This window comes from Methylobacterium sp. E-012, from assembly GCF_057836545.1.
Genome location: NZ_JBYQEY010000002.1, coordinates 1 through 24,421 on the forward strand (window position 1 = coordinate 1; position 24,421 = coordinate 24,421).

Annotated in this window: 29 protein-coding genes; 18 read left to right on the forward strand and 11 right to left on the reverse strand. The window is 62.9% G+C overall.

All coding sequences use genetic code 11. The features are described from left to right. The 5 genes from AC3IF1_RS28560 to AC3IF1_RS28580 all read left to right on the forward strand — a co-directional run. Nucleotides 1–226 (forward strand): hypothetical protein (locus tag AC3IF1_RS28560; RefSeq protein WP_489220503.1); only part of this gene is annotated, 226 nt, incomplete at its 5' end. A gap of 3 nt (nt 227–229) precedes the next feature. After that, nucleotides 230–628 carry a DUF6152 family protein gene (locus AC3IF1_RS28565; RefSeq protein ID WP_489220504.1) on the forward strand — a complete coding sequence of 133 codons (399 nt, stop codon included), beginning with the start codon at nt 230–232 and terminating at the stop codon, nt 626–628. Between the two features lie 5 nt (nt 629–633). Continuing rightward, nucleotides 634–1,134, forward strand: a complete 501-nt coding sequence (locus AC3IF1_RS28570) for a hypothetical protein (RefSeq protein WP_489220505.1) — start codon at nt 634–636, stop codon at nt 1,132–1,134. Then, on the forward strand, nt 1,134–1,634 hold the full coding sequence (locus tag AC3IF1_RS28575) for a DUF6644 family protein (protein WP_489220506.1): 501 nt from the start codon (nt 1,134–1,136) through the stop codon (nt 1,632–1,634). The genes AC3IF1_RS28570 and AC3IF1_RS28575 overlap by 1 nt, the downstream gene beginning before the upstream one ends. Next, nucleotides 1,631–2,086 (forward strand): hypothetical protein, encoded by a 456-nt coding sequence (locus AC3IF1_RS28580; RefSeq protein ID WP_489220507.1) that lies wholly within the window; start codon nt 1,631–1,633, stop codon nt 2,084–2,086. Before AC3IF1_RS28575 ends, AC3IF1_RS28580 begins: the two co-directional genes overlap by 4 nt. Before the next feature lie 767 nt (nt 2,087–2,853). On the opposite strand, the gene AC3IF1_RS28585 is transcribed toward AC3IF1_RS28580, so the two are convergent. Beyond that, nucleotides 2,854–3,402 carry a GlcG/HbpS family heme-binding protein gene (locus AC3IF1_RS28585; protein ID WP_489220508.1) on the reverse strand — a complete coding sequence of 183 codons (549 nt, stop codon included), beginning with the start codon at nt 3,400–3,402 and terminating at the stop codon, nt 2,854–2,856. A gap of 366 nt (nt 3,403–3,768) precedes the next feature. On the opposite strand from AC3IF1_RS28585, the gene AC3IF1_RS28590 reads away from it, so the two are divergent. Both AC3IF1_RS28590 and AC3IF1_RS28595 read left to right on the forward strand, forming a co-directional pair. Then, nucleotides 3,769–4,413 carry a nucleotide-binding protein gene (locus tag AC3IF1_RS28590; protein WP_489220509.1) on the forward strand — a complete coding sequence of 215 codons (645 nt, stop codon included), beginning with the start codon at nt 3,769–3,771 and terminating at the stop codon, nt 4,411–4,413. Continuing rightward, nucleotides 4,410–4,733 carry a hypothetical protein gene (locus AC3IF1_RS28595; RefSeq protein ID WP_489220510.1) on the forward strand — a complete coding sequence of 108 codons (324 nt, stop codon included), beginning with the start codon at nt 4,410–4,412 and terminating at the stop codon, nt 4,731–4,733. The genes AC3IF1_RS28590 and AC3IF1_RS28595 overlap by 4 nt, the downstream gene beginning before the upstream one ends. 446 nt (nt 4,734–5,179) lie before the next feature. Here the strand turns inward: AC3IF1_RS28595 and AC3IF1_RS28600 are convergent, their stop codons facing one another. Continuing rightward, nucleotides 5,180–5,827 (reverse strand): TetR/AcrR family transcriptional regulator, encoded by a 648-nt coding sequence (locus tag AC3IF1_RS28600; protein ID WP_489220511.1) that lies wholly within the window; start codon nt 5,825–5,827, stop codon nt 5,180–5,182. A 113-nt stretch (nt 5,828–5,940) separates the two neighbouring features. Here AC3IF1_RS28600 and AC3IF1_RS28605 point away from each other — a divergent pair, with 113 nt between their 5' ends. From AC3IF1_RS28605 to AC3IF1_RS28625, 5 genes are all read left to right on the forward strand, one after another. Beyond that, nucleotides 5,941–6,630, forward strand: a complete 690-nt coding sequence (locus AC3IF1_RS28605; protein WP_489220512.1) for an MBL fold metallo-hydrolase — start codon at nt 5,941–5,943, stop codon at nt 6,628–6,630. 429 nt (nt 6,631–7,059) lie between these two features. Continuing rightward, nucleotides 7,060–7,311, forward strand: a complete 252-nt coding sequence (locus tag AC3IF1_RS28610; RefSeq protein ID WP_489220513.1) for a hypothetical protein — start codon at nt 7,060–7,062, stop codon at nt 7,309–7,311. A gap of 3 nt (nt 7,312–7,314) precedes the next feature. Beyond that, entirely contained in the window at nt 7,315–8,373 is a 1,059-nt protein-coding gene (locus tag AC3IF1_RS28615) for a hypothetical protein (protein WP_489220514.1), read from the forward strand. Then, nucleotides 8,366–9,358 (forward strand): site-specific integrase, encoded by a 993-nt coding sequence (locus tag AC3IF1_RS28620; protein ID WP_489220515.1) that lies wholly within the window; start codon nt 8,366–8,368, stop codon nt 9,356–9,358. Before AC3IF1_RS28615 ends, AC3IF1_RS28620 begins: the two co-directional genes overlap by 8 nt. Before the next feature lie 200 nt (nt 9,359–9,558). Next, nucleotides 9,559–10,608: a phytanoyl-CoA dioxygenase family protein gene (locus AC3IF1_RS28625; RefSeq protein ID WP_489220516.1), complete on the forward strand. Its 1,050-nt coding sequence runs from the start codon at nt 9,559–9,561 to the stop codon at nt 10,606–10,608. Nucleotides 10,609–11,071: 463 nt separating this feature from the next. Here AC3IF1_RS28625 and AC3IF1_RS28630 read toward each other — a convergent pair whose 3' ends face one another. Continuing rightward, complete coding sequence (locus AC3IF1_RS28630) at nt 11,072–11,650, reverse strand: iron transporter (protein ID WP_489220517.1); 579 nt, start codon at nt 11,648–11,650, stop codon at nt 11,072–11,074. A 259-nt stretch (nt 11,651–11,909) separates the two neighbouring features. Here AC3IF1_RS28630 and AC3IF1_RS28635 point away from each other — a divergent pair, with 259 nt between their 5' ends. Beyond that, on the forward strand, nt 11,910–13,997 hold the full coding sequence (locus tag AC3IF1_RS28635; protein WP_489220581.1) for a carbohydrate porin: 2,088 nt from the start codon (nt 11,910–11,912) through the stop codon (nt 13,995–13,997). Nucleotides 13,998–14,515: 518 nt separating this feature from the next. On the opposite strand, the gene AC3IF1_RS28640 is transcribed toward AC3IF1_RS28635, so the two are convergent. Beyond that, on the reverse strand, nt 14,516–15,034 hold the full coding sequence (locus tag AC3IF1_RS28640) for a Ros/MucR family transcriptional regulator (RefSeq protein ID WP_489220518.1): 519 nt from the start codon (nt 15,032–15,034) through the stop codon (nt 14,516–14,518). A gap of 1,046 nt (nt 15,035–16,080) precedes the next feature. On the opposite strand from AC3IF1_RS28640, the gene AC3IF1_RS28645 reads away from it, so the two are divergent. Together AC3IF1_RS28645 and AC3IF1_RS28650 are read left to right on the forward strand one after the other, a co-directional pair. Further along, nucleotides 16,081–16,407: a hypothetical protein gene (locus AC3IF1_RS28645; RefSeq protein WP_489220519.1), complete on the forward strand. Its 327-nt coding sequence runs from the start codon at nt 16,081–16,083 to the stop codon at nt 16,405–16,407. A 16-nt stretch (nt 16,408–16,423) separates the two neighbouring features. Next, complete coding sequence (locus AC3IF1_RS28650; protein WP_489220520.1) at nt 16,424–16,711, forward strand: hypothetical protein; 288 nt, start codon at nt 16,424–16,426, stop codon at nt 16,709–16,711. 1,347 nt (nt 16,712–18,058) lie between these two features. Here AC3IF1_RS28650 and AC3IF1_RS28655 read toward each other — a convergent pair. Beyond that, a complete protein-coding gene (locus AC3IF1_RS28655; RefSeq protein ID WP_489220521.1) occupies nt 18,059–18,391 on the reverse strand; it encodes a helix-turn-helix domain-containing protein in 333 nt (110 codons plus the stop codon). On the opposite strand from AC3IF1_RS28655, the gene AC3IF1_RS28660 reads away from it, so the two are divergent. Further along, a protein-coding gene (locus AC3IF1_RS28660; protein WP_489220288.1) for an IS3 family transposase occupies nt 18,374–19,542 on the forward strand; the annotation gives its coding sequence in 2 pieces (ribosomal slippage) (nt 18,374–18,638 and nt 18,638–19,542; 1,170 coding nt in all). The genes AC3IF1_RS28655 and AC3IF1_RS28660 overlap by 18 nt on opposite strands. Before the next feature lie 120 nt (nt 19,543–19,662). Here the strand turns inward: AC3IF1_RS28660 and AC3IF1_RS28665 are convergent. Beyond that, nucleotides 19,663–19,911, reverse strand: coding sequence for a DUF6894 family protein (locus tag AC3IF1_RS28665; RefSeq protein WP_243970336.1), 249 nt, complete (start codon nt 19,909–19,911; stop codon nt 19,663–19,665). Nucleotides 19,912–20,783: 872 nt separating this feature from the next. Further along, nucleotides 20,784–21,131, reverse strand: coding sequence for a hypothetical protein (locus AC3IF1_RS28670; RefSeq protein ID WP_489220522.1), 348 nt, complete (start codon nt 21,129–21,131; stop codon nt 20,784–20,786). A 102-nt stretch (nt 21,132–21,233) separates the two neighbouring features. On the opposite strand from AC3IF1_RS28670, the gene AC3IF1_RS28675 reads away from it, so the two are divergent. Further along, nucleotides 21,234–21,818 (forward strand): DUF1003 domain-containing protein, encoded by a 585-nt coding sequence (locus tag AC3IF1_RS28675; protein WP_489220523.1) that lies wholly within the window; start codon nt 21,234–21,236, stop codon nt 21,816–21,818. Between the two features lie 64 nt (nt 21,819–21,882). Here the strand turns inward: AC3IF1_RS28675 and AC3IF1_RS28680 are convergent, their stop codons facing one another. Together AC3IF1_RS28680 and AC3IF1_RS28685 are read right to left on the reverse strand one after the other, a co-directional pair. Then, nucleotides 21,883–22,113, reverse strand: coding sequence for a hypothetical protein (locus tag AC3IF1_RS28680; protein ID WP_243973988.1), 231 nt, complete (start codon nt 22,111–22,113; stop codon nt 21,883–21,885). 89 nt (nt 22,114–22,202) lie between these two features. Continuing rightward, the gene (locus AC3IF1_RS28685) at nt 22,203–22,385 is read right to left on the reverse strand and encodes a hypothetical protein (RefSeq protein WP_489220524.1); all 183 of its coding nucleotides are present in this window, start codon (nt 22,383–22,385) and stop codon (nt 22,203–22,205) included. A gap of 64 nt (nt 22,386–22,449) precedes the next feature. On the opposite strand from AC3IF1_RS28685, the gene AC3IF1_RS28690 reads away from it, so the two are divergent. Next, nucleotides 22,450–22,875: a hypothetical protein gene (locus tag AC3IF1_RS28690; RefSeq protein ID WP_489220525.1), complete on the forward strand. Its 426-nt coding sequence runs from the start codon at nt 22,450–22,452 to the stop codon at nt 22,873–22,875. 562 nt (nt 22,876–23,437) lie between these two features. On the opposite strand, the gene AC3IF1_RS28695 is transcribed toward AC3IF1_RS28690, so the two are convergent. Both AC3IF1_RS28695 and AC3IF1_RS28700 read right to left on the reverse strand, forming a co-directional pair. Continuing rightward, nucleotides 23,438–23,635 (reverse strand): hypothetical protein, encoded by a 198-nt coding sequence (locus AC3IF1_RS28695; RefSeq protein WP_489220526.1) that lies wholly within the window; start codon nt 23,633–23,635, stop codon nt 23,438–23,440. A gap of 220 nt (nt 23,636–23,855) precedes the next feature. Then, entirely contained in the window at nt 23,856–24,260 is a 405-nt protein-coding gene (locus AC3IF1_RS28700; protein WP_489220527.1) for a flagellar biosynthesis repressor FlbT, read from the reverse strand. Nucleotides 24,261–24,421: the final 161 nt, after the last annotated feature.

Consider the following 24,421-nt stretch of genomic DNA (forward strand, 5'->3'; position numbering starts at 1 on the left):
GGCGCCGAATACGCTGCACGACGACCTGGAAATCACCGCCCCACATGTCCTAACCAGCACGTGGAAAACGACGCGCGTCTTCAATCGCTATCCCGAAAAGCATTTCGAAATTACAGAAGGTGAGTGCGTTCTCGGAGAGTTGCGCCCTAGCAAGGATAGCAACGGAAACGACATTTTCGTTCCCGCGCCTGAGGGTGAGTACGGCACCGTCCACACGGAGAAATGATCTGTGATCCATAACTGGCGCTCCTCACTCGGTCTCGGCGTTGCTGTCTCAATTATCGCTGGCAGCTTAGCCTTCGCCCATCACTCGACCGCCGGATACGACCTCGACCATCCGGAAGATTTGGCCGGTACCCTGAAGCAAGTGAACTGGGCCAATCCGCATATATCCTTCATCATCGATACCGACGCGAAGGATGGCCCGCGGTCAGGTACATGGGCCTTCGAGGCATCGAGCCCCGGCGTGCTGACCCGATCCGGCTGGACTAAGCGGTCTATCCAACCAGGCGATCACGCGATCTTCACGTTCGCGCCGCTGCGCGACGGAAAGCCGGGAGGGATCTTGAGGAAGGTCAAGCTCGATAACGGAACAGAGCTTAGCTACAGCTTCACGCCGGTCGAGTAAGCGCCATGGAATACACGCTTTACGAACTGACGGGTAGTTTGTCGCACACTTGGCTCAGCAGTGTCATCCAAACGACGCCATATCTGATCCCGGGCTTGCAGATCGTCCACATCCTCTGCGTCGCCATCGTATTTACTGCAGCTACAGTAACAGCTGGGCGCGTGTTCGGTTGGTTTGAACGCGACATTGAAGAGAGGCAGGTCGCTAGACGGTTTCTGACGTCGATCTGGAAGTTTCTGCCGATCCTAGTTCTGACCGGAAGCCTACTGGTGATCGGCGAACCGCGGCGATCGCTATTGAACGCCACGTTCGGCATTAAGATGGTTTTGCTTTTGTTTGCCATCATATTAACGGGTGTTTTACAGACGCGGGTCATGCACTTGCCCGACGGCCTACGGCGCCGCGAGGGACGCACGGCCACCATCATTGTCTCAATCGCCTTTCTGACGGTCTGGTCTGCCATTCTGGTTGCCGGACGGTGGATTGCTTACACGCCAACCGCCTGATGACCATCAGAGATCTTATCGCGCTGCTCGAAAACAGCAGCATCGCCGAAGCTATTCGCGAAGGAGACTGGCTTTTTCCCTCGATCGAGTCGGTTCACGTCATCGCGATCTGCGCAACGATCGGTTCCATCTTCATCATAGATCTCCGCCTACTGAATATAGCGTCGCGTGATCGACCCGTTGTCAACCTCGCGCGATCTGTCCTTCCCTTGACGTGGGTCGCTTTCGTGATCGCCGCGACGACGGGCTTCCTTCTCTTCATCTCGAACGCAAGCCGGTACCTTGCCAACGGCTATTTCGACACGAAGCTGGTTCTCATCGCCCTTGCTGGGGCAAACATGATAGTCTTCCACTTCCTCGGTGGCCGTGATCTCGCCAAGTGGGTTGCAGACGCTCCGCCTCCGGGCGCAGGGCGGATAGCTGGTGCGTTATCTATTGCTCTCTGGGTTGCGGTGGTGATCTGCGGTCGAATGATCGGCTTCACGATGGATCCGATATGAAACGCGCAGCTACGCTCAGTGTCCTGTGTGGTGTCGGAGCAATTCTGCTCGGGTCCGCGGTGAAGGCGCAGAACACGCCGTCGCCTTTCGTTGAACAAGTCGATATGAAGACCTTTATGGAGCACGTGCTGACGCCCGCAGCGACTAAGATCTGGGACGTCAACGCAGTCACCATCGACGTTCAAGGCGAGCATGACCTTGGTCCGAAAACGGAGGAGGATTGGGAAAATCTTGTGAGTGCGTCGGCTACGCTAGTGGAAGCGACGAACGCACTGATGATCCCGCAGCGGCAGCGCGATGCGCAATGGAACGACTATGCCACGCGCCTCGCTAATATTGCTAAGAAAGCCTATGTCGCGGCGGAAGCGCAGGATCTCAAGTCCATCTCCGAGGTATCCGATCACCTTGATGGCGTCTGTGCCGCATGCCATCGCCACCTCGGATTGGAGTGATGTTAGCCCGTCCGATCATGGGGGTTACCAACCGCCATTCTGTACCTGCAATCCCGAACTGGGACCTAGGCGCAGGCCGCCGTTGAGCCTCAGCTAATCACCCCCCGCCATCCTGCGTCTCGGGCCGGGTCGCGTACTTGCCCCTCGCCGTGAGGAACGGCACCGAGCCCCGCCAGCCCGTGATCAAATCGGGTGGCGGAAGATCGGCTGGGGTCCGGTTCCAGGATTGAAAGAGTGATCGGTATTAGACAGCTACCTCACCCAAAAGAGTCGAGGTGGTTTGCTGCTCGGTTAGGCACGGGGCACAGTTTGGCGCCCATCGTATCTTGAGCGCAAATCGTTGATCCGATTGAGCGCTCCGGCCGTTTCTGGACGTATCCAGGATCGGTCATGCGGTTCGTTCCGGTTTGCTGCCCCCAATGCGGCCTGTCGTTCAGTGTCGTCGTATCCTCCAGGCATCGTTCAGCGTGGGTTGATCGGGAGGCTTGGGGGCGAATGTGCCTGCGCGCCATAGAGGCTGCGGAACCACGCCTCTGCAACGATTTTCGGACAGTGACGATGGCGGTGCCCGGGGAGAACGAGACGCCCGTTCTCGTCGGCGCAAAGCAGCCACGGAACCATCACCGGAAGCCGGGGCCGGGTCGTGGACACAAGGGCAAGCGAACTGAGTGAGCCCGCTATAACGCGCTGCTTTGGCCGGGCGGCCATATCATCACGGCTCGCCCGGCCTCGCGCAGGAAGGCATCAACCAAAACAGCGTTGTCGGCCTACTTCAGCGCATCTGCCCCTGTCTGACAGATCAGCGCATCTTGATCTCCAGTGCCGCCGGAGCAGCCGATCGCGCCGATGACCTTGCCGTCCACGATCAGCGGAATGCCACCCGGCGAGGCGGCCAGATCTGGATCGAGAGTACCGTAGTAGGTCGAGCCTGCGGCATAGCCGTTGAAGAACACGCGGCTCTCGCGGCGCCACCGCGCGGCCGTTCGGGCCTTGTTTTGCGAGATGCGGATCGAAGGAAGCTGTGCGCCGTCAAGCCTGGCGAAATGGACGAGTTCGCCATGCGTGTCGACGACAGCGATGTTCATCGGCCACCCGCGCTTCTTCGCTTCGGCCTCGGCAGCACCCAGGATGGCTTTCGCCTGCTCGTAGGTGACTGGGGTGCCATACGGGAACCCGAACGGGATCTTCTCCGGTGTTCCTCCGGCCGGCGCCTGTGGTGGCCCCGCGGGCTTCGGAGGTTCGGTAGGCTGCGCCAGAGCCGGCGTGCCGATCAGCGCGAGGCACAGAGCCACGGTGCGAGCAAGTTTTGGCGTCATGTGGTTCCTCCGGTGCATTGGCCTCTCCAGGGCCCATCGCATCAGGTGAACTAAGCCAATGCCGATAGGACGCCCATTCCAGAAATCATGATCTGAGACAGAGTTGGCGTTTCGTAGGGCCATGCGAGACAAATGGCCGGGCGGTCGCATAATCACGGCTCGCCCGGCTTCGCGCACCTCCCGACCGCTCCCGCGGCTGATGCGGTTCAGATAGCGCGAGCAGCTCTGCACCACTACGGCGCCTCGATGCTTTCACGCTGTAATGCTGTAGCGCTACACCACTATCGCACGATGGTGCTGCCAGACCGTAGCGCTTTCGTGTCGTCGTGCCTTGCTGCTACAGCGCGACGGCATCATGAGGGGGCCATGCGAACGATAACCCTGGTCACACAAAAAGGCGGATCCGGAAAAACCACGATCGCCGCCAGTCTCGCTGTCGCGGCCGTCGAGGCGGGGGAGAAGGTCGCCGCCCTCGATCTCGACCCGCAAGGCTCGCTCGCGGCGTGGGGTGACGTTCGGACGGAGGATGCGCCGGCCGTTGATCGGCTCGGTTCGGATCGTCTCACGGATCTCCCGCAAATCCTAGCCGCGCTTGGTGCGCGGGGGTTCACGGTCGCGGTGCTCGACACGGCCGGCGTCGCCTCCACCGGGGGCAATCTGGCCATGCAGGCCGCAGACCTGGCGCTCATCCCCGCCCGGCCGTCGCGCCTCGATCTACAGGCAACCATGCCGACCATCGAAACCCTGATGCGTCTCGGCATGCGGGACCGGTTCGCGTTCGTGCTGAACCAGTGCCCCGCCGGGCGCTCGGCTCGAACCGTCGAAGCGGCCAGCGGGCTCGGAATGTTCGGCGTTCTAGCCGAACCGTCCCTGACGCAACGCGCCGACCATCAAGACGCGCTCGCGGCGGGGAAAGGCGTCACGGAGTACGCGCCCGACGGCAAGGCTGCCGAGGAGCTGCGGGCGCTGTGGGCCTGGGCGGATCGCAAGATGAAGGCGAACAAGGCATGAGCAAGCGCCCGTCCCTGATCGGCGGCTTGACCCTGCCGGGATCCGAACCCCGTGAGCCGGCGGCATCTGCTGCCCCTGCCCCGGCATCCGCGCCAGCCTCGCCCGAACTGGCGAGCGCCAAGCCTGCGAGCCGGCGAGCCCGTCCGGATGTGGTGCATACCTCCGTGTACCTGCCGAAAGAGGTGCATCGCCGCCTGCGCGAGATCGCGTTCACCCGGGACGTGAAGGTTCACGATGTCATCATGGAAGGGATCGACGCAGCCTTGCAGAAGCACGGGCATCCGCCGGTCTCGTCGCTCAAGCCCAAGGGCGAGGCGTAGCACGATAGCGGAACAGTGCTGTAGCGCTATCGTGCTATGGCATCGCGAGACTACCACGCTATGCCGGTTTCGTGCTGTCATGCTGCAGCACTACAGTGCTTTTGTCGAACATGGACGGCGGTTGCCTCCGCTTCCGACCTTTCGCAGACCCTCAGAAGGTCCGCTTCGTGGCAGCATGATAGGCGGCGACCTAAGACCGGGTTGGGTGGATTTCCGCCTGTCTGCTTTCGGGCAACGATCGATGGATGCGGACATCGCCTCCGCGCCCGCACACGACCCCTTGCCGACCCTCGGAAGGTCCGCTTCCAGGCTGTTGAAACAGAGGCCAACGACCGGGTCGGGTGGATAAGAGACTGTCTGGTTTCCGGCGTCGCATACGCTAACGCGGACATCACCGCGTGCCTGCGCTGGGGCGATCCCGATCCGCGGGCGAACCGGCATCAAACCTATTTTCTACCTTGTGTCGGCAACAGGCCGATGATCAGGCGCTCGGCCACGCGGGCCGCTAAGGCGTCGATCACCTGGGGGCGAACCTCGCGGTCCACCACACGATCGATTGTCAGCAGGGTGAACCCGTGAACGAGCGACCATGCGGTGACGACCGCCACTGAGACCTCCTGCTCATCCTCCGGGTCGATCGCGAATGCGCCCGCGCGTGCACCGGCCAGGATCACGCCCCGCAGCACAGCACGCGCCTCGGTCAGAACAGCCAAGACCGCGGGCGGAAGGCCCTCGATGCTGGGTAAGGCTTGACCGAACATCAGCCGGTAGAGGGCGGGGTTCGCCACGCCAAACCCGATGTAGGCTTGCCCGATGGCACGCAGGGTCCCGACCGCACCCGTGGCCTCATCGATCGCCGCGGTCATGCGGGTATGCAGCGTCTCGTAACCCGTGAGCGCCACCGCGGCGATCAGCGCTTCCTTATCCGTGAAATGCCGGTAGGACGCCGCATGGCTCACCCCGGCGCGGCGGGCGACCTCGCGCAGCGAGAACTCCCATCGGCCCGTTTCCGTCAGGATCGCCGTGGCGCTGTCGAGAAGGGCACGGCGCAGATCGCCGTGGTGGTACGGGGCGGCTGACGCGGATGTGTTCACGAGAACCTCGTGCGGTGTGTTGACGGTGGTAACATTAAGCGTATGTTGCCAATGGTAACACGCTCCTTGCGGGAGCGCATCCCGTCCAGGGCAACGACGCAGAGGTCATGATCATGCAGCAGATCGTCGAGGATGCTTGGCTGTTGGCGCTGGGCAACGGCAACGCCATCCTGCTGCGTCAGGGTGAGGAACTGGCCCTGATCGACGCGGGCTTCCCCGGCAAGGAGCAGATCGTCTTCGACGCGATCAGCAAACTCGGTCGGCGTCCCTCAGACCTGAAGCACCTCGTCTTCACGCATGGGCATCCCGATCACATCGGGAGCGCGGCCGCCATCATCCGCGCGACGGGTGCACGGACCTATATGCATGCCGCCGACGCTCCCCTGGCGGAAAGCGGCGGCCCGTTCCGGCCGATGGCCCCTGCGCCCGGCCTCGTGCACGCACTGATGTACAAGCTTGTTTGGGATCAGAACGAGCGCATGCAGCCGTTCCCGATCGACCAGCACATCGCTGACGGTGAGACGCTGCCGATCTTGGGTGGCTTGCACGCGATACACGTACCCGGTCATTGCGCCGGACAGGTCGCTCTGATGTGGCGAGGCGGACGGCTCCTGCTCGGCGGCGATACGTTCATCAACATCCTGGGTGTGAGCGACCCGATCGCGTTCGAGAACGAGGCGGAAGGGCGAGCCAGCCAACGCAAGCTCGCAGCGCTCGACTTCCAGGCCGTCGCGTTCGGGCACGGCAAGGCCATCACGAAGGATGCCCCCGGCAAGCTTCGTCGCTTCGTCGCGCGACGCTGACAGGCGTGCACAGATCACCGTAGGCCATAGGGATGGGGAGCGGGCCCATGACCGCTTTCCGGCCGCTCCGATGATCAGCGGTACGACTTACTTGGGTCGGATGCGGAACGTCCGCTTACGGACGCAAGGCCGGGGTCCGCTTGCCACCCCGAGCCGCAGTTGCCGCACGGCTGACGAACGTCCGCTTCGGGGGATAGCCGACAGCGTTTTGGGCGGCTGAGTTGGGTCGAATGCAGAACGTCCGGTTCGGAGCGACAGCCCAGCGTCCGCTCCCCTCCCGCAGCCGACAGCACCGCGTGTCGGGTTGCGCTCTTCAGTGCTGTAGCATTACAGCGCCAAAGCATTGCAGCGTGACGGCAGTCAGTGTAACTTCCGATAAACGTTATTCTCGAAAGTTTCAGTCGGGCGGGACCAAAGGCGCGTGATGAAATGAAGCCTCAGCTATCTTCGCCCGCCGATGCGTTCGCATCCCTGCGGGACGCCGCCTCGTCCGCCGCCTGTAACCTCGGGCTTGCCGCCGACGTGCAGCGGATCTCGGCCGAGCACTGGCAGCGCGTGCTCAACGCCGTCGAGGCGCGAGCCAGGATGCGCGGCCTCACTCTGCCAGATGGCTGGCGCGGGGAGTTGGCCGAACAGATGGGCCGGACCGAAACCAATACCTCCACCGAACCGGGGAGCTAGACGATGGATGCGCAGACCATGGATCTCCTGCCGCTCGACACCCCGCCTTCGGCCACCGCAGGGTTCGATTATTCCCAGCTGAACGATGCAGCAGCGAACCAAGCCAAAGCAGCGGTCGACCGCTACCGTGATCGACAAATGGCCTACGTCATTGAGACCGGCCGGGATCTCTTGGCGATCAAGGCTCAGCTTGAGCACGGACTGTTCCTCGAATGGGTGCAGGCCGAGATGGGTATGACGCCCCGATCCGCGCAGCGCGCCATGAGCGCCGCTGAGGTGCTGGGGGATAAAAGCGACACGGTGTCGTATTTGCCGCCGAGCGTCCTCTATGAGCTGTCGGCCCCCTCGACGCCTGAGCAGGTGCGCGCCGCGGTGCTGCGCCGGATTGAGGCCGGCGAAACGGTTCGCCCTGAGAAAATTCTGCATGACGTACGTCAAGGTCGGGACCAAGCTCGACAACACATCGCAGCCGAGAAGGAGAGGACGCGGCGAGCGGCGCTCTCCCAGGAGGAGCGAGATGAAGAGGACGCCCTGCGGGGGAAGGGTGAAAAGCGACAAGCGGCCGCCGCCCGGAAGCAGGAACGGGAGCGGGTGGCTCGCGAGGATGAGCAGCGCCGGAAAGACGCGATCATCGCGGAGGGCGCCGTAGCCCTGGTGGACATGATCGGGGCTGATCGCGTCGCGAAGTTCTTCGCACGGTTCGGCAACCTGTCTGACGCGGCATTCCAGGAGGCAGAGAGAGAGGCGCACCGGCAGCGGGCGCAGGCAGTTGAGCCAACCGAGATTTCGATCAACGACGTGTGGCGTATCGGATCGCTGTACGGCTGGCTTGCGCCAGTAGACCGGCCGCGGGTCGAGGCATTGGCTCGGGACATCGAACGGGATGGGTTGTGCGAATACCCTGTCGTTCTGCGGGACAGTCGCAATAGAGTTCACCCTTATCGGGTGCTCTCGGATCACGACACGGTGCGGGCTTTGACCGACGTGCTGGGACGGCAGAATTTCCCCGTCCGCATCGCACCTCCCGTCACCACCGCTCCCGCCGATGGAAGCGATGGCTGAACCCGAAACCCTGTTTGTCGAACTACCGGGTGATCCCCGGCAGTTGCCCGCTGAGGCCGCAGCGATCGTCCGCGCCTATCAGCAGGCCAGCAAGGCGCCCTCGACGGTGCGCGCCTATCGCGGCGATGTGCTGGTGTTCCAGGCGTGGTGCGACCGGTACGGGTTCCGGTCCCTCCCGGCGAGCCCGGAGGCCGTGGCGGGCTTCATCGTGTCGGAAGCGGAGGACGGCCGCGCCGCCTCGACGCTCGGCCGCAGGCTCGCCGCGATCCGGTACGCTCACAAGCTGGCCGGTGTCGCCGATCCGACAGACGACGAAGGCGTGCGAGCGGCAATGAAGGGGGCGCGGCGGAAGGTAGGCGTTGCCCCGACGCAGAAGGCGGCCGCAACCGCCGAGATCCTGGCTGCTCTCCTGATGCGGACGCCCGACAGTCTGACGGGCAAGCGAGATCGCGCTCTTATCGCCCTCGGCTTCGCGGGCGCGTTCCGGCGCTCCGAACTGGTGGCGCTCGATGTCGAGGACCTGCGCGAGGATCCCGAGGGCCTTCGCGTCATGGTCCGCCGAAGCAAGGTCGACCAAGAGGGCAGGGGCTTTGAAAAGGCCATCCCGCACGGCCGGTTCATCCGACCGGTAGCCCTGGTGCGCGAGTGGCTGGACGCGACCGGCATCGTCTCGGGCCCGGTGTTCCGGCCAGTGTCGCGGTCGGGCAACGTGCGCAAAACGGAAACCGTTTCCGGTTTGCCGCCCCGCCTGACCACGCAGGCCGTGGCCGACATCATCAAGCGCTACTGCACGGCTGCCGGCCTCGATGCCTCGACATTCGGCGCGCACTCGCTGCGGGCCGGCTACATCACGACCGCGGCCGAGCGCGGGGCGGATTTGGCGCGCATCATGGATCAGTCGGGGCACCGGGATCCGCGGACGGTGGTCGGCTACATCCGCCGGGCGAACGCCTTCAAGGGGCACTCGGGGAGCGGGTTTCTGTAGACTGATGGCTCGGCGCCCGGTCCCCAAAGCATTGATCACTCATCAGCAACACAGGTGGAGAACCACTAGCCCATAACATGATCGTGAATTTCCAACGGCCTCTATGTCGTAATCCCTGTCTCGATTTCGCCCACCTACAACGCTGTACCTATGATGCCGGCAATGGAAGCGTCGGCGCAGCGAGCTTGAGGCCAGCACAGATGTCGATCGCGCAGCTGTTTCGCGGCACATTGATGACGCCCGTGTGGCTCGCCCAGCTCGCGACCGGAGCGAAATCCTTCGTCGATAACCCGATCCTCGGCTCGGAGAGGCTCAACCGCGCGGGCCTGCACACGCTGCGCGTGCGGCTCGCCCACGCTATGGCGACCCTACGCCGCCGCCAGCTCGCGCATCTCGTCGACGAGCAGGACCGAACCGACTTCGCCCGCGACGGCTTCATCAAGCGCGCGGACTTCATGCCGGGCGACCTGCACAGGGCTGTCTACGCAGAGGTCACCGGCGTCGCAGCCGAGGGGCGTGAGCAGGTGCAGGGCGACACTGTCACCCGCCGCATCCCGCTCGATCCGGAGACGCTGAAGCAGATGCCGGCCATGCGCCAGCTGCTAGCGATGCCCGAGTGGAAGAACCTCCTGCGCTACGTGTCGAGCTTTAACTGCGAGCCGATCCTGACGGTGCAGACGATCCTGTCGCACGTCACGGACGCGCCCCCCGATCCGCAAACCAACTTCCATATCGACACCTTCCACCCGACCATGAAGGCATGGCTGTTCCTCACCGACGTCGCGGCCGACGAGGGGCCGTTCACCTACGTGCCGGGCTCGCACCGGCTGACCAAGCGCCGGCTCGCCTGGGAGCGGCGCACCGCCATCAACGCGGCGAGCGGTCTCGATCGGCTCAGCGGCCGTGGCTCGTTCCGGGCGAACCCCGCAGAGTTGAAGCGGATGGGCTACGTCGACCCGGTGGCCTTCGCGGTCCCGGGCAACACACTGGTGGTGGGCGACACGGTGGGCTTCCATGCCCGTGGCCCGTCGCTGCGGCCAGCGGTGCGCATCGAAGTCTGGGCCTACGACCGGCACAACCCGTTCCTGCCGCTGGCCGGGGTCGACGTCTGGTCCCTCACCGGGCTGGCCCGTTGGCGCACCCGGATCGAGTGGTGGCTGCTCGACCGGCTGGAGCAGTTCGGCGTTCGCAAGAACGTCTGGCGCCCGGTGGGCCCGCTCACCGCCGACGCACCGCCGCGGATCGTCTGATTTCAGTCGAGAGGTACCATGTCGGTTTTGTCCGGCACGTCTCCGCCTCTGGTAACGACTTCAGATCGAGGATCCGTCAGGTGTCTGTTGGATCATAAACACCAAGAGCACTTGATCGGTGCCATCGCAGGGAATGTCGTCTCTATCCTGAAACACAGGCCGTTGGAGTGTGGTTTTCGCTCGGCCGGGGATGCGAACGTACTAGCTGGACTGATGCGCGAACTGGCGGCGGTTATGCCAGCCACGTCCAGCGACACGCTTGCCGCCGCCTGCAATCGCGTTCTCGACCGGCTGCCTAGTACGGACGAGCGACGCCTATGGGTCGAAGCTGTCGATCCTGTCGGTGGGGGTGTGACGATGCGGGACGGTCGGCGCGTCAACGCCTTCAAAAGGCATAGTGGGAACAAGTTTCTTCAGGATTGACCGCGACTTATCACCAAAGAGCCTATCAGCTCAGACGCTTTCAGTAGGCGCCCTTCTTGCCGACGCCCGCGAAGGTGAAGTCCTGAACGACGTCGAAGGGCTCGAACCACGGCCCGACGCCCGTCTCCTTGTCCACGTGCCGGCCGAAATGGCTGTCCTTGCCGGGCGGCGCGACGGTCACCGTAAGGCGATAGCGGCCGGGACCGGACAGCTTGACGTTGTCACCGTAATGCGGCCCGTCATTGGCCACCATCGGCATCAGCATCCCGGACACCTTCTTGTCCGTGGGCTTGTCGCCGTCGAGCTTCACCGCCTCGAAATGCACCTCCAGCGCCGGCACCCAGTCGCCCTCGGCGAAGCCGTTGCGGTTGTCCTTGGCAGCGCGGATGTCGGTCTCGAGGTGGAGATCCGACTGCGCGGCGTCGCACATCATGCCGGCGGGCTCCATCTCGATCGGCTGCAGGTAGACGGCGGCGACCTCCAGGCCGTTCCGGGTCACGTGCGGGCCGATCGGCACCTCCTTGGCCGCGGCAGGCCCCGCGAGCGCGCAAAGGCCGATCCCGACGAGGGCGTAAACAGTGTGGAGCCGAGAGGCGGTTCGGGGGATCTGAGTCCGCATAATCAAGGTCTACATCGCGCATTCGGCAAAGTACAACCACGCCAGTTGCCTAAATTCTCAAACTATAACAATTCTAATGTATTATGATCTTGTGTCTCGCCGAGCACACCGTAGATTTTCCCGTCCGCAGATCGAGTTAAAGCATTGTTAACGTGGCGATCAATTCGTAAGCGCTGTCAGGTCCGGTGTGAGCCGCGCCTCGAACAGCGCTCTGATGTCAGCCAAGCCCGCTTTCACGATCAGGCTGCGATCCGCGACGATGCTTTGCGGTTTTGCGATGCTCGTCAGCCCATACGCTCCAGTCGCGGCGGCCGACCTCGTCGCGCCGCGCCCTACGACGGACACTCTCACCTACACCGATTGGTCAGGCGGATACGTCGGCTTGGAAGGTAGCGCCAGCGGATCTTACGGTGCCTTCAACTTCGGAAACAGCACTGTCGGCGGCCGCCCCGTCCCGGCCTTCAAGACCGGCGATGGGACCGGTCGCAACGACCAGGGTGGCGACGCCACCACCGCGGTCGGCGGCGGCTTCGCGGGATGGAACTGGCAGAGCGGGCCCTGGGTCTACGGCATCGAGGGTAGCCTCGACGCGGCCAACCTCAAGCGCCCGGTCGCTTCCACTATCACTGGCTTTGGCTACGAGGACGCAGACCAGGCCTTCAACATCATCCGCGCCAAGACCGACGTGTACGGCACCCTGCGCGCCCGGCTCGGCTACAGCTTCGAGCGCTACCTCATCTACGCCTCCTTCGGGCTCAGCGGCGCGAACGCCCGCTTCCTGGCCAGCTATCCGGATTTGAACCTCGGCGGCCAGAACACGGCGCGGCGGGAGCTATCCTACCTCGGCTTCACCATCGGGGCGGGCGTGCAGTACGCAATCAGCGACAGCCTCGCGCTAGGGATCGACTACCGCTACGTCGACCTAGGTGTAAGCCGCGCTTTCACCCTTGGCAGCGTGCCGGATCTTGGGCCGGTGACGACCCGGGCCAGCTTCACCTCGAACCAGGTATTCCTCCGTTTCATGTGGTTCCCAGGCGGTCTGAAGGTGCCTCCGGATCCGGATGAGACCGCCCCGCACGACCCCGACAACGGCGATACTGGCCGGTTCTCGCTGCACGGGCAGACGACACTGATCGCGCAGGGCACGCCGGGCTTTCACTCGCCCTACCAAGGCGACAACAGCCTCGTTCCACACCAAGCCCGGCAGACCACCACGGCCACCGCGTTCCTCGGCCTCAAGGTCACCGAGGGGACCGAGCTGTACTACAACCCCGAGTTCAGCCAGGGCTTCGGCCTGTCGGGCACGCATGGCGTCGCCGGCTTCGTCAACGGTGAGGCGCAGAAGGCTGGCGCCCCGTTCCCGAAGTTCCGCTCGGAACGCTACTACGTAAAGCAGACGATTGGTTTTGGCGGCGAGACCGAGGACGTGCCCGACGGCCCCAACCAGGTCGCCACGACCCGCGACGTGGAACGGATCACACTGATCGCCGGCAAGTTCGCGCTGGGCGACTTCTTTGACGGTAACATCTACGCGCACGATCCGCGGGTGGACTTCTTCAACTGGTCGCTCTGGGGCTCCTCAGCCTGGGACTTCCCGGCTAACCTCCCTGGCTTCACCCAGGGTGTGTACGCGGAGTACAATCGCCCGGAATTCGCGATCCGCGCCGCCTACACGCAGGTGCCCAAGGAGCCGGGCAGCGACGTGCTCGACCCGCGGGTGTTCAGACGCGCTGGGCTGAACGCCGAGTTCGAGGAGCGCCATGTGCTGCCCTGGCTGGACCAGCCGGGAAAGATCCGCATCGGGATTTTCTCGAACGTCGGCGTGACAGCCGACAACCGGGAGATCGTCACGCTGACGCAGCTCGGGTTGTTCGACAACGCCAACGACGCCGCCATCGCGACCCGCGCACCTCGGCGCAAGACCGGCGGCTACATCAACCTGGAGCAGGCGTTGACGCCGGAGCTAGGGCTATTCGCTCGTGCCAGCCTGAACGACGGGCGCACGGAGGAGCTATCGTTCACCGACGTGGACCAGAGCTTCTCGGGCGGGCTGTCGCTGAAGGGCAAGGCCTGGGACCGGCCGGACGACACGATCGGCATCGGCGCTGCGATGAACGGGCTCTCGCCTTCGCACCGGGCAGCGTTCGCGGCGGGCTTGGACGGCCTGCTGATCGGCGACGGGACGCTGCGCTACGGCCGGGAGCGGGAGATCGAGACCTACTACGCGATCAACCTGACGAAGTTTGTGACCCTGACCTTCGACTACCAGTTCGTGGAGAACCCCGGCTACAACCGAGACCGCGGACCGGCGCACTTCTTCGCCTCACGCCTACACGCGGACTTCTGAGCAGAGGTACGGCCTGCCCCTTCGCGATTTCGTGGTGCTGAGCCGCGTTACCTCGGCCAGTGAATTACCGCACGACCATTGGAAACTTCCGAGCGATCTCCCGGCAGGACGCTTCCCGTCCCTGTATTGCCGCCATCTGCTCGAACTGCGCGCGCCCTGCATACATCAGTGGGGCTGCTACGGAGGAGCCAAGCAGGTCAAAGCAGCGCTTGGCATCCTGGACGACTTCCGGATTGTACTGTTTGAACGCACACTGCCCAGCACTCCAGCGCAATAGACCGTGCATCTGAAGTATGCCTGGGCAATCGGCTCCCAGCGCTCCCCCGTACCCTGCCACAAGCAGACATGCTCCGCCCGTGACTACAGCCCAGGATCGAGAGATACGTTTGAGGATCAGCGCTCTCTGCTCTGCCGATTGAGGAGCGCGCGAGTTCATCGGCTTATGCACGGGCGCGCCTACACCCCTAACTCGCTTCAATCTAAGGCGAAGGTTCGGCGGGATGCTCCTCGCAAGCGCCCTACGCCTCAGCGGCCTCCTTGACCTTCCGCGGCCGTCCAGCCTTCTTGGGCTTTTCCGACACAGTCTCAAAGGGCTCGGCCGCCTTCGAGGCCGCCTTCTTGCGCTGGCTGCCAAGGCCGAGGCTCTTGGCGAGTGCGGAGCGATGCGCCGAGTAGCTGGCGGCCGTGGAGGGGTAGTCCCGCGGCAGGCCATAACGCTCACGGTAGTCCTCAATGGTCATGCCGCTCTTGCCAAGGTGCCGCTTCAAGGTCTTGTACGGCTTGCCGTCGATGAAGCTGATCAGCGCGTCCGGCGTGATCGACTTCCGGATCTGGGTGGGTGTGAGCTTCTCAGTGGTAGGAGCAGCACGTGCGCCGGCATTGCCAAGCCCCGTGAGTGCAGCGTGCGTACTGGCGATCAGCTCCGCCATGTCGGCAGGCCGTACCGAGTTCTTGGACACGTAGGCCGATACGATGCCAGCCGTCAGCTCAATAAAATTGACGGCCTGGGCCTCAATGGTTTCAACGTTCTTGCTCACGATGCACCTGATTTTGAGTAAGACATAACGATCTATCGGTGCCCGGCAAAACGCAATACGATATGCTGAAGAAGTTCTCTTCTTGTAGGCACCTCCGAGATGATGCCGAGCCCCGACCTTGAGCGGTTCGCCACGCTGATCGCCGATAACGTCGTCTCTGCCGTCGAGCGCAGTCGGGATGGGTTGCCCTTTCACCCGACCATACGTGTGACCGTCGTGTCCGTCTTGGTGCGCAGCCTTCTGCCCGTCCTACCTACTGTCTCCAGCGACGCCCTTGCAGCAGCGTGCAATCGCGGGCTCGATGATACGGTCGGCGCGATCGGTCTCGGCGGGCCCGTGCGTCGAGGCGGTCGACCCAGAGGACGGGTCGGTGACGATGCGTCCGTGATGAGAGAGCGGGCCGGATCCCGTGACGACGTGGTTCGGCCCTGTGCCGTTCGGCGTTCGCGCCGGAGCGACGGCTACTGTGTAGCGCGCGGTGGCGGCGACGTGCCCGCGGTGAGTGCTGAGGGTGTTCGGCAGACAAACGCGGACGCTGAGCAGTTCGTCGGCATCGAGTTGGCTGATGCGTTCGCAAGCAGATTGCTCGATGCCGCGCCCATCGCATTTTGAATACAATCCGCTGAACGAGCATCGCCCGAGGAGCGTTTTTCCACGCCCCCGGGGTTTGTCATGCGCTTCGTGCCCGTTTGTTGTCCGCACTGCGGGTTATCGTTCAGCGTCGTCGTGTCTAACCAACACCGCTCCGCGCGCGTCGATCGGGAGGCCTGGCGTAGGATCTGTCCGCGTGCCTGTGAGGCCATGGAGCCGCGGCTATGCAACGATTTCCGCGCGGTGGTCATGTCGGTGCTGAGCGAAGGTGAGACACCGGTGCTGGTCGGTGAAAAACAACGAGTAGAGCATCACCGAAAGCCTGGACCAGGTCGCGGCCATAAGGGAAAGATGATTGTCTGAGCCACTGGTACCCGCGGACCGTGATCGGCTACATCCAGCGGGCGAACGCCTTCAAGGGGCACTCGGGAAGCGGGTTCTTATAGGTTCGGGTGATGTGCCGCGATCATGAGAGCAAGGCTCGCGCCATCGCTGAGAACGTCGTCTCAATCCTGAGGCATAAACCGGTCGAGTACGGCATCCTCTCGGCTGGGCATGAGGCTGTACTGGCCGGGTTGATGCACGAGCTGCTGACCGTCATGCCGACCGAGTCCAGCGACGCACTTGCCGCCGCCTGCAGTCGCTTCCTCGATACGCTTCCGAGCCCTAGCAAGCGACGCCCTTGGGTCGAAGCCGTCAATTCTGTTGGTGGGTGCGTGACGATGCGGGAAGGTAAGCGCGTCAACGCCTTCAAGGGGCACTTGGGGAGCGGCTTCCTCTGACACGGGAGACCAGATCATGCAGGAATTCGACGCTGAGACCGCCGCTCGCATCATCGCCGAGAATGCCGTCTCGGCCTTCCTCCGGAACCGATCCGGGCCGCTCAACCTGAAGCCGGACGCGCGCATGCTGGCGATCGGCGCCGTGATGGTCGAACTGGTCCGCATCCTGCCGACCGATAGCGGAGCCCAAGCCGCGGACGCCTGCAACCGCGGGCTCGCGTTCTTCTCTCGGATGGGGGTTGATGGGCCATCTGTTACCGATGTCGATATGACGGACGGAGCCGTGATGGTTCGTCCAGGCTGAGCCGCGCCGCTCGGGTTTCGCAACCAATACGCGCACGCGCATGCGCGCGAAGGGGCGGGGCAAGCGAACGCATTCCGTTCGGTTGGTGCCATCCCGGCAACTGAACGCGGATCTGCGCTCAGATCGGGGAGCTGCCTGTTATGATTTGCTATGATGGGCCGGGTTGCCGACCACTCGGCCTGCTGTGAAATGTTGTGGTCGAGGCCGGGCGACCTGTTCAAGTTTGTTAAGGTCCGGGCCGAGTTTCGCAACCAATACGCGCACGCGCGCGAGGCCGGCGCTTTACTAAAATAGTGATGTTTAGTGATGGGGAGGCCGAGTTTTCGGCAGCAGTACGCGCACGCGCGCGAGGCCGGCGAGACGGGGCCAGAACGGGGTACAGTGCCATCTTGGTCGGGGGACGGATGCCGGGCCGCCTGTTGACATTTGTTGACCTTCGCGGGTCTCGGCGGCGAGTTTCGGGACCGGTACGCGGCCGCGCGCGCGAGGGCTTCGGCCTGGGCCATCGATTCCCCAAGACGATTGTCTGCCAATGGCTTAGCGCCTCTCGGGCGATAGCATGCGGGGTGTCCAAAATGGGCAAGCCGCACAACCTGCACACCCTAAAAGGGCCGGCGCGGATCAGGCCCCGATTTGAAAAACAATCAACGGAAATCAAAGCGCACGCGCGGGCGAAGGCCGAATAAACAAACAGAAAAAATTCGGCGGCGGCCTGTTGAAGAATGTTGAGGTCCGAACCGGTCCGCGCCTGTTGGTAGATGTTGGTCTCGGACCGCGTTTCGGGACCAGTACGCGCGCGCCGCGCGAGGCGGCACTGCGTGGCTAAAGTAGCTCGAAATAGCCACACCGTTCGGAGTTAAGCGCACGATACGCAGGCGCGCGCGAGGGCCAAACCGGACAACTCGGACACCTGAAAAAGGGACTACCGCCGCTTCTAAAGTAGAGAGATTTAGAGCGCGCAGGCCGGTGGGCAGCTATTTTTCGGAAGCCGCTACGCGAGGAGTTTTCCGGGGCAGTCATCGCGGGAGTTTCCGGAGTTTTCGGAGGCAGTCTCACGCGATGGAATTTCGCAGGGTGGGCTCCGGCCCGACTGGGTTTTTCAGAAGCCGCTACGCGAGGCGCTTTCCGACCACAGTGCGTTGAGTTTTCTCAGGCAGTCATTGCGCTGATGCCAGCCGGGCGGCTCGCGATTCCTCCTGGGACGCAACGCTAAACCAGCACGGCGCAGGTTTTGGCGGATGGCGCCTAAGATCGCCAGATTTGACCCAGGACGGCCGCTAGCTGAAATCCGTTGCACCTGGTCGCGAATTTCGCTCATGGCCCTCATGCGCCAAATTTGGCGGCTTTCTAGCCTTTCCTGACGGCGGACACCGTCGAGGGCGACACGCCAGCCCGCCGGGCGATCTCCCGATCCGAAAGGCCTTCGGCGAGTAGGGTCTCGACGGCGGCACGGCGCTCGGCGACGGGGCGGTGCGCGGGCTTGTTCGGCTGAGAGGCCGGGCGGGCGGCAGACCTGGCGGTCAGCTTGCGGGCCTGTCCATTTTGGGCGGGCGGGCGGCGCGATGGTTTCGGCGAGGGGGTAGCGTTCTGCGACCCCTGGCCTGCCCCCTGAAAAGTGGTCCTCCCTGAGGTATGGCTTCGCGCCATGTGGAGGATGTTATGATGCGTCGGAAGAAGCATACGGCTGAAGAGATCGTCGCGAAGCTGCGTCAGGTCGATGTTTTGGTCTCGCAGGGCCGCAAGGTCTCCGAAGCAATCCGATCCATCGAGGTGACGGAGGTCACGTACTATCGTTGGCGATCCGAGTACGGCGGCCTGAAGGGTGATCAGGTCAAGCGGCTGAAGTCCTTGGAGACGGAGAACCTGCGCCTGCGTCGGGCGATCTCGGACCTGACGCTGGAGAAGCTCATCCTGAAGGAGGCAGCTTCGGGAAACTTCTGAGCCCGGCTCGCCGCCGGGCTTGCGTCGACTACGTCGTGGCCGAGCATGGCGTGTCGGAACGGTTCGCTTGCCGCGTTCTTGGTCAGCACCGCTCGACACAGCGCAAGCGCGCCGTGGTGGTCGAGGACGAGGCGGCATTGACCGCCGCCATCGTCGCACTGGCTCTCCAGTACGGGCGCTACGGCTACCGTCGGATCACGGCGATGCTCCGCCGCGATGGCTGGACGGTGAACGTGAAGCGGGTCGAACGGATCTGGCGGCTGGAGGGGCTCAAGGTTCCAGCGCGACAGCCGAAGCGAGCCCGCCTCTGGCTCAACGATGGCTCCTGCCTCCGTTTGCGGCCGGAGCGGCCCGGCCACGTCTGGTCTTACGACTTCGTCGAGCACCGCACGCACAATGGGCGCAAGTATCGGATGCTGAACGTGGTCGATGAGTTCACCCGTGAGTGCCTGGCCATCCGTGTGTCCCGTAAGCTGAAGGCGTACGACGTGATCGATGTCCTCTCGGATCTGTTCAGCCTGCGCGGCGTGCCCGAGCATATCCGTTCGGACAATGGCCCGGAGTTCATCGCCAAAGCCGTCCAAGACTGGATCACAGCGGTCGGCTCGAAGACGGCTTACATCGAGCCGGGCAGTCCTTGGGAAAACGGGTACTGCGAGAGCTTCAACGCGAAGCTACGGGATGAACTCCTCAACGGCGAGGTGTTCTACACCCTCAAGGAAGCCAGCGTCGTGATCGAGCGATGGCGGAGGTACTACAACAGCATCCGACCCCACTCGTCACTCGGCTACTGCCCGCCTGCGCCGGAGGTCGTCATCCGGCCACCGGAACCGGGCGGCTCAGTACCGTCCGCTCGCCCCGCCATCGTCACGCGACCGACGATGCACTAACTTCAAACCTGGGCCACCGGATGGGGGCAGGCCACCAGTCAAAGTACCACCGATGTGCCACAAGCTCAGGGGTATCACACCTCACGCACTGAAGGTGCGAGCGATACTGAACCCACCGCTTCAGTGTGGTGCTTCGGTTCCGAGATCGGAGGGGTAAGGGACCTTGGCCAGGGCCGCCCCGTTCTCATCTAGGATCGCCACGTGCCAGCGGAACGGGTCAGGGGTACCTGAGGCGCGCTCTCTGAGGACACGCTTCCAGACTTCAAGGGCCTCGATCTTTGCCGCCTCAAGGTCGGGTAGGTCGATCCCATTATGATCACGTGTCACGTCCTCCCCTTCCTGCAGAACGTCGAAAAAGTAGCGTGGCATCCACCCTCCCGTGATGCTGGACCTATCTGCTTGCGCAGCGATGGTATGTGTATTCAAAATTGTTTAACCCGGGCTTCTCTGCGCACGACGTCAGCCCGAATTGGGCGCACAGGGCAAAGCACAAGCCCCGATCTTTCAGAGTACGGCCACAGGTGCTCTGCGTGACCGTGTCAGCCGCTGATAGGGAGTAACAGGGGAGTACCGGGGTCAGGGGTCAGCCGCTGATCGAGAACGGCGTTACCTCAGCCCTTGCCGATGCTTTGGAAGACCCGTTCTGATCCCGCCTGTGGGCGTTCCGCATATCAGTTTCGCCAGCGCCTAACGCGCAGCTTGGACCGACTTACAATCGATCGGCCTGAGAGGAGCGTGCGTCGGTCAAGCCTTCACACCCCTGTGACATCGGCGTCGGGACCTATTGTGCACGATCGACTGTTCCCCACGCCCACAGACGAAAGAACCTTATGACCAAGCTCATTCTCGCCGCGGCTTTTGCTGCGGCGCTTGCTACCCCTGTCTCTGCAGAGGTCTTCGAGACCCCGACTAGCACGACCGTAATCGTCCCACGTGGCGCTCCCGGTGTCGTTACCCGGCAGCCGGGCTCGACCGGGGAAGAAGGCGCTGCAACCTACTCACCCACCGGCCGCGCTGCAGACAGCATTTCAAGCGACTCAGCCGCTTCCGGCAACGAAGGGCAGCCTTCGCGGATGGGGTCGACGGGCAGCGGTGGCGGGAAGTAGGCGTCATCGACAATCGCCAAATACGTGATGTAATCGCCGCCACCAAAACTAAAGGCCGTTCTTCTGAGTGGAGAACGGCCCTGCATAATTTTTGCACGTCGATGTCAAACTATCTGATTGGACAGAATAGTTGATCTACTTCGATGGTGCTGTTGGGTTATTGCCGGAGGGGGCTGCTGCCTGTTGCTCAACTGGCGCCTGCGGATCTTCGCCTGGCTTGTAGGTGGTCGGGGCGGCTGGCACGGGCCGCTCCTTGTTCTGCGCTACCGACTTCCCGCCAGGGTTGGGGGCATCTTTGGCTGCGGACTCCTCCCGCGGCACTGGTGCTTGGCTCCAACCGTCCTGGGCGCTTCGACCTTTATCGCCCATCACATCGAAACCCTTGATCTCGCCGGGCTTGGTCTGGGCCTGCGCCGATGCGGTGAGCGCCAGGGTTGCGAACGCGGCAAAGGCCACGCTCAGGGGAAGGGGAGAGCGGGCCATCGGCTTGTCTCGGCTGGCGTGAAAATATTTGAGTGCAACCTGTCACGCCGTCGGCATGTTCCGGCTTCACAGAACTGTCTCAAAAACGAGATCGCACCGCCGATGCCCAATTTAATTCTCGACCGCGAGAATAAAGGGGCTACGCCCATCCTGCCTGCGCACATCGAGGACACAGTCCGCGCAATTGCGGATCTGCATCACGAACATCATCGTAAGGCCACACCGGTCCAACGCACCGTCGCCCGCATGACCAGCGCCGTCGGGCGCCCGCGCTTCGTCGGCGTACTCACTCTCGCAATCTTCGCCTGGGTCGGTTTGAACCTCATCCTCCCGGCACTCGGTCACGCCAGTTTCGATCCGCCACCTTTCGCGTACATGCAGGACGTTGGCGGCGTCCTGAGCCTATACGTCACCAGTCTGATCCTAATCACGCAGCGGCACGATGAGCAGTTAGCCGAGCACCGCGCTCAGCTTACCCTGGAACTCGCGATCGTTTCCGAACAGAAGAGTGCCAAGATCATCGCCCTGCTGGAGGAGATGAGGCGTGACCATCCCCACCTCACCGATCGGGTCGACGACGAAGCGGAGGCGATGGCGCGGCCGGCGAACCCCCAGGCCGTGCTCGACGCCATCAAGGATACGCATGGCGACCTGCTCTCAACGGGGGGACAGATCACCCCGGCGTAACCTGGGACCAACGCTAGCGGAATAGTTCCGCAGATCGATGTCTGCGGAACCCTGGTAACTATAACTACATGCGCGAACGACGCATATGATGGCGCCGATGGCGCTTCATGTGCCTCATACCCATCATGCCCTGCTGGCCGCCCATGCGCTTCTCTGATGGGCTCTTCACGCTTCCCGGATTGTTCATGTTGCTCTGAGCACTACCGCTGCCACTGCCGGCAGGCATCTGAGCGAGAGCCGTTCCCGTGACGGCGAGCGTCAGTGCAGCGGCGAGGGCAAGGGTCTTCATCGACATGGCGTTTTCCTCCCGACAGATCGAGTTGATCGGTCCGAGGCTGAACGTGACGGCACTCGATATCGTTCAAGCTTTCGCTAGGTCTCAGGTTACAAACCTCGCTTACGTTGCAGCCGCAGCGCCAGGATCAGCGCACCGGGCCAGAACACGAGGCTGAGCAGGGCGATCGGCAAGATGGGACGGCCCATCCACCACGCGATGATGACCGGCAGGAATAAGCCGGGAATCGCCACCGCGAGAAGGGCCCAGAATTCGACGTCGGACAGGTCCATAGGCGTCCCGCAGATAGCGCCGCTGCTACGCTTTCTTCACGATAGGTGGCACAGTCCGGCCCCCATGCCGATCCGGCCCGAGCATCGCTACTTCTATCCAATCGACTGGCGCGAGCTGTCGCTGGCGATCCGCTTTGGTCCGGCGAAGGGCTGCTGCGAGGGCTGCGGACGGCCGCATGGGCGGATGGTCTACCACCTCGGCGATGGGCGCTGGTGGGACGCGGACGCTAGCCGCTGGCGCGACGGCTGGGGCAGACGGATCCGGATAGCTGCGGAAGCTGACATCCTTGGACGAGCTCGCCGGACTTGGGTGGTGTTGGCTGCAGCCCATCGGGACCACGACACCGCAAACAACGCCGACGCCAACCTCGCGGCCTTCTGCCAGCGCTGCCACATGATCCACGACCGTCCGGAACATCAGAGGCGACGCTGGCGCACGCTGTTCCGGCGGAAAGCGCTCGGTGACCTGTTCGGGGGCCCCTATGCCTGAGACGACAGCGACGTGATCGTGTGCATCATCGGCACCAAGAGGCGGCACCACACCACCGGATGGGACCCTTATCGATGGCGCCTGTTGTCGTGGGATCAGCGGACGGCAGGTGCGCTATCGCTCGTTCAGTAGGCCTGTTGGCCCCCATCAGCATTACGGCCGAGAAGCAGCAGAGCGCCAGGGCGGCGATCCAGAGAACGCCTCTCAAGGTTCGGGTCGTTCGCTTAGACATATCGACGTTGGTGACGGTCGTCGGTTAGCGAACCCTTGCACGCTCACGATGCGTCCGGCGGGCGCTCGGGACCGGACCTGCGCACCGGCGATTGTCGAGGGCCGTGAGCCGGCGCCCTGCGGTCTCCAGTCCCGCCGCCGCACCGACCCTCATGCGACTGCCCGGCCAAGGCTTCACGGGCGAGCCCCGAGGAACTGGCTCGGGCCCGCCTGTCGTCGCATGCTCGCCCGCTGCGCGCCGTTTGGTGTCGCGAACGCCTCGGGCGCGCGTCCGGGGGAGGCAGGTGCTGTAGCAGCCGGCCAAAGCGGTGTCGCCTGTGTCAGCCCGTCCTCAGGACCTTCCTGGCCAAGCGCTCGGCCTCCTCCCGCCACGCATCCCGCTCGGTCTGCATGCCTCGACGAGGGCGTGCTTGTTCCCAGCGTCGATCGCGGTCTTGACGAGCATGTCTTGAGCGGAGGCCAGTTGCTCGCGCAACTCGGCGTTCTCGGCCGCCAGCGCCAGGAGTAGGGCGGCCACAACATCGCTCATTCCTGCTCCCGCCCCCCCCCCGAGGTGGCGCGCATAGCTGGGCTCAAGCTTGGCCGCAATCGTGTCCGATCAGCGCGACTGCGCCAGCGAGGCCGCACCTGGGCGTTGTGAGACGAGACCCCCTAGTGCTGCTCTTCCGGCGCGCGGCCGAAGCCGATCGCTGAGGGCGTGGCAGAATATGGTAGGAAACAAGTACAAAATTTATCATTCAAGCTCTATGTCATCCAGCTTTAGCGCTTAAAGATTTGTTTTCTCGCGAGAACCGCTCAAAGGCTATTAACTCATGCCCAATCTTAATTGCTTTATAATACTGATGACAATCAATCTGTTCTTTTATCCTTTGTAAATAAGGTGCATATGAGTGCTGCGAAAAAAATAAATCGCGCATTTGTCCATAAAGTATTTCAGTCGCCTCGCTAGGATCATTATCAAAGTATATCCGTTGAAGGGTAACAGATAATTTTTTACATTCTGTGTCCGCTTCTTCTTCGTAGACTAGCTCGCGCTCACGAAGTAACTTACACTGCGTTTCAATTAGACAAGCGGTCTGTCGTCCTACGTTACGGATTGACGCCCCGTTGATAATCAAACGCTCATAGGGCATTAGGAGGAGGCGCAAAGGCATATCAAGGACCTTTCTCAATTTGAAAAACTTTGCGCATCGATTTTTTAATGATGTGTTAATAAGACACAAAGAAATTCAATTTTATACGATAAATTAATCGATATTTTACTCGTGATAAAACCTCCTTCAGTGAACTGTATTCAAAGAGATGTAGGTAGGCG

What these genes read in the sequence shown, in the direction of transcription:
- AC3IF1_RS28610 (WP_489220513.1), top strand. Translation starts at nt 7,060, where the DNA reads ATGAAGCCTCAGCTATCTTCGCCCGCCGATGCGTTCGCATCCCTGCGG.
- AC3IF1_RS28695 (WP_489220526.1), bottom strand. Translation starts at nt 23,635, where the DNA reads ATGAGCGATGTTGTGGCCGCCCTACTCCTGGCGCTGGCGGCCGAGAAC.
- AC3IF1_RS28690 (WP_489220525.1), top strand. Translation starts at nt 22,450, where the DNA reads ATGCCGATCCGGCCCGAGCATCGCTACTTCTATCCAATCGACTGGCGC.
- AC3IF1_RS28700 (WP_489220527.1), bottom strand. Translation starts at nt 24,260, where the DNA reads ATGCCTTTGCGCCTCCTCCTAATGCCCTATGAGCGTTTGATTATCAAC.
- AC3IF1_RS28670 (WP_489220522.1), bottom strand. Translation starts at nt 21,131, where the DNA reads ATGGCCCGCTCTCCCCTTCCCCTGAGCGTGGCCTTTGCCGCGTTCGCA.
- AC3IF1_RS28630 (WP_489220517.1), bottom strand. Translation starts at nt 11,650, where the DNA reads ATGCGGACTCAGATCCCCCGAACCGCCTCTCGGCTCCACACTGTTTAC.
- AC3IF1_RS28585 (WP_489220508.1), bottom strand. Translation starts at nt 3,402, where the DNA reads ATGACGCCAAAACTTGCTCGCACCGTGGCTCTGTGCCTCGCGCTGATC.
- AC3IF1_RS28685 (WP_489220524.1), bottom strand. Translation starts at nt 22,385, where the DNA reads ATGGACCTGTCCGACGTCGAATTCTGGGCCCTTCTCGCGGTGGCGATT.
- AC3IF1_RS28620 (WP_489220515.1), top strand. Translation starts at nt 8,366, where the DNA reads ATGGCTGAACCCGAAACCCTGTTTGTCGAACTACCGGGTGATCCCCGG.
- AC3IF1_RS28680 (WP_243973988.1), bottom strand. Translation starts at nt 22,113, where the DNA reads ATGTCGATGAAGACCCTTGCCCTCGCCGCTGCACTGACGCTCGCCGTC.
- AC3IF1_RS28595 (WP_489220510.1), top strand. Translation starts at nt 4,410, where the DNA reads ATGAGCAAGCGCCCGTCCCTGATCGGCGGCTTGACCCTGCCGGGATCC.
- AC3IF1_RS28655 (WP_489220521.1), bottom strand. Translation starts at nt 18,391, where the DNA reads ATGCTTCTTCCGACGCATCATAACATCCTCCACATGGCGCGAAGCCAT.
- AC3IF1_RS28580 (WP_489220507.1), top strand. Translation starts at nt 1,631, where the DNA reads ATGAAACGCGCAGCTACGCTCAGTGTCCTGTGTGGTGTCGGAGCAATT.
- AC3IF1_RS28625 (WP_489220516.1), top strand. Translation starts at nt 9,559, where the DNA reads ATGTCGATCGCGCAGCTGTTTCGCGGCACATTGATGACGCCCGTGTGG.
- AC3IF1_RS28605 (WP_489220512.1), top strand. Translation starts at nt 5,941, where the DNA reads ATGCAGCAGATCGTCGAGGATGCTTGGCTGTTGGCGCTGGGCAACGGC.
- AC3IF1_RS28675 (WP_489220523.1), top strand. Translation starts at nt 21,234, where the DNA reads ATGCCCAATTTAATTCTCGACCGCGAGAATAAAGGGGCTACGCCCATC.
- AC3IF1_RS28650 (WP_489220520.1), top strand. Translation starts at nt 16,424, where the DNA reads ATGCAGGAATTCGACGCTGAGACCGCCGCTCGCATCATCGCCGAGAAT.
- AC3IF1_RS28575 (WP_489220506.1), top strand. Translation starts at nt 1,134, where the DNA reads ATGACCATCAGAGATCTTATCGCGCTGCTCGAAAACAGCAGCATCGCC.
- AC3IF1_RS28570 (WP_489220505.1), top strand. Translation starts at nt 634, where the DNA reads ATGGAATACACGCTTTACGAACTGACGGGTAGTTTGTCGCACACTTGG.
- AC3IF1_RS28615 (WP_489220514.1), top strand. Translation starts at nt 7,315, where the DNA reads ATGGATGCGCAGACCATGGATCTCCTGCCGCTCGACACCCCGCCTTCG.
- AC3IF1_RS28590 (WP_489220509.1), top strand. Translation starts at nt 3,769, where the DNA reads ATGCGAACGATAACCCTGGTCACACAAAAAGGCGGATCCGGAAAAACC.
- AC3IF1_RS28665 (WP_243970336.1), bottom strand. Translation starts at nt 19,911, where the DNA reads ATGCCACGCTACTTTTTCGACGTTCTGCAGGAAGGGGAGGACGTGACA.
- AC3IF1_RS28645 (WP_489220519.1), top strand. Translation starts at nt 16,081, where the DNA reads ATGTGCCGCGATCATGAGAGCAAGGCTCGCGCCATCGCTGAGAACGTC.
- AC3IF1_RS28635 (WP_489220581.1), top strand. Translation starts at nt 11,910, where the DNA reads ATGCTTTGCGGTTTTGCGATGCTCGTCAGCCCATACGCTCCAGTCGCG.